General features: G+C 60.2%; 3 protein-coding genes. All 3 read left to right on the top strand.

What is annotated here, in order from left to right; genetic code table 11:
• Positions 1-213, top strand: a 213-nt coding sequence (locus tag NZM16_RS09745) for a hypothetical protein (RefSeq protein WP_295480173.1), incomplete at its 5' end; no start/stop codon positions are given.
• Between the two features lie 23 nt (positions 214-236).
• Positions 237-536, top strand: coding sequence for a nucleotidyltransferase family protein (locus tag NZM16_RS09740; protein WP_295480172.1), 300 nt, complete (start codon positions 237-239; stop codon positions 534-536).
• Entirely contained in the window at positions 529-885 is a 357-nt protein-coding gene (locus tag NZM16_RS09735; RefSeq protein ID WP_295451382.1) for a DUF86 domain-containing protein, read from the top strand. The genes NZM16_RS09740 and NZM16_RS09735 overlap by 8 nt, the downstream gene beginning before the upstream one ends.
• The last annotated feature ends 325 nt before the right edge of the window (positions 886-1,210 follow it).

The following is a 1,210-nucleotide window of genomic DNA, read 5'->3' as shown; positions in this document are numbered from 1 at the left end:
GTTCCCACGGCGCGCCGCGCGTGGCGAAAGGCGGATCCTGAAGGCGTTTGCGACGCTTTCGGGATGGTTATTCCACGCACGGTCCGGTGCCCGATTTTCCCTGCCCCCGGAGGTCGAACGGCCTTCGGGGGTTTTGCTTGCTGGCGCCCGGTGGGAAGCGAGGCCTGGAACATCGTGTTTATGCTTCCCTATTCTCATCTTCGTCCGCTGTGAGTTCCGCAATGAGTGATAAACAATTGAGTCGCGAGGAAATTATCACGCTGCTTCGGCGGCATTATTCCTTCCTTGCCGCTCAATACGGCGTCAAGCGGATCGGCCTGTTCGGCTCATATGCTCGGGGGGAGCCTGGCGAGACCAGCGACATCGATCTTGTCGTGGAATTCGATCGCCCCATCGGGTTTGCATTCATCGAGCTGGCGGAGTATCTGGAAAATCTTCTGGGTCGAAAGGTGGATCTATTAACCCCGATGGGTCTCCGTGGGATCCGCCTACCAGAAGTAGCTTCGGAAATCGAGCAGAGCGTGATCGATGTCTAAGCGGACGGATCGAGAGCTTCTCAACGATATCCTGGAAGCGATCCGCCGGATTCGGACATATACCTCCGGTATGACTTTTGAGGCGTTTCTAGAGGACACCCGGACACAGGATGCCGTAGCGCGCAATCTGGAGATCATCGGCGAGGCCACAAAGAGATTGTCTAGTAAGCTGCGCGAGGAATACCCATCTGTTCCCTGGAGGAGTATGGCAGGCGTTCGGGATCGACTCATCCATCACTACTTCGGGATCAACCTGGACGTGATCTGGGAGATCATTCGCACCGAGTTAGACAGTGTCGCCTCGCAGATCGAGGCGATCCTGAAGGGCCGCGAGGAGAGCGGCGCTTAGCCCTTTGTCGAAGAAGAGCGCGAAGTAGAGGGCGGGCGGCCCTCCACCTCGCCCTCTTCGCCCAATGAAGCGCTCACCTGAACGCCTGATCCCTCGATGACTGGACAACCGAATCGCTACGACCTGCGGGGCAGGGTGAGGCCGCCTTCAGGCGGCCAATTCCCGACCGGCGGTGATGGAGAGGGCCCGGAGGCCCCTCCTCAGCCCGCGAGCCAAGGCCCAGTCGGCCAAGGCAGGACACCGGTGCAAGTCCGGGGCCGACCGTATAGTCGGGATGGGAGCAGGTGGCGTTCCCACGGCGCGCCGCGCGTGGCGAAAGGCGGAT

This window comes from Thermoflexus sp. (assembly GCF_025055495.1).
Classification (GTDB): domain Bacteria; phylum Chloroflexota; class Anaerolineae; order Thermoflexales; family Thermoflexaceae; genus Thermoflexus.
The sequence above is the reverse complement of the archived record's forward strand: the minus strand, read 5'-3'. Positions and strand labels throughout refer to the sequence as shown.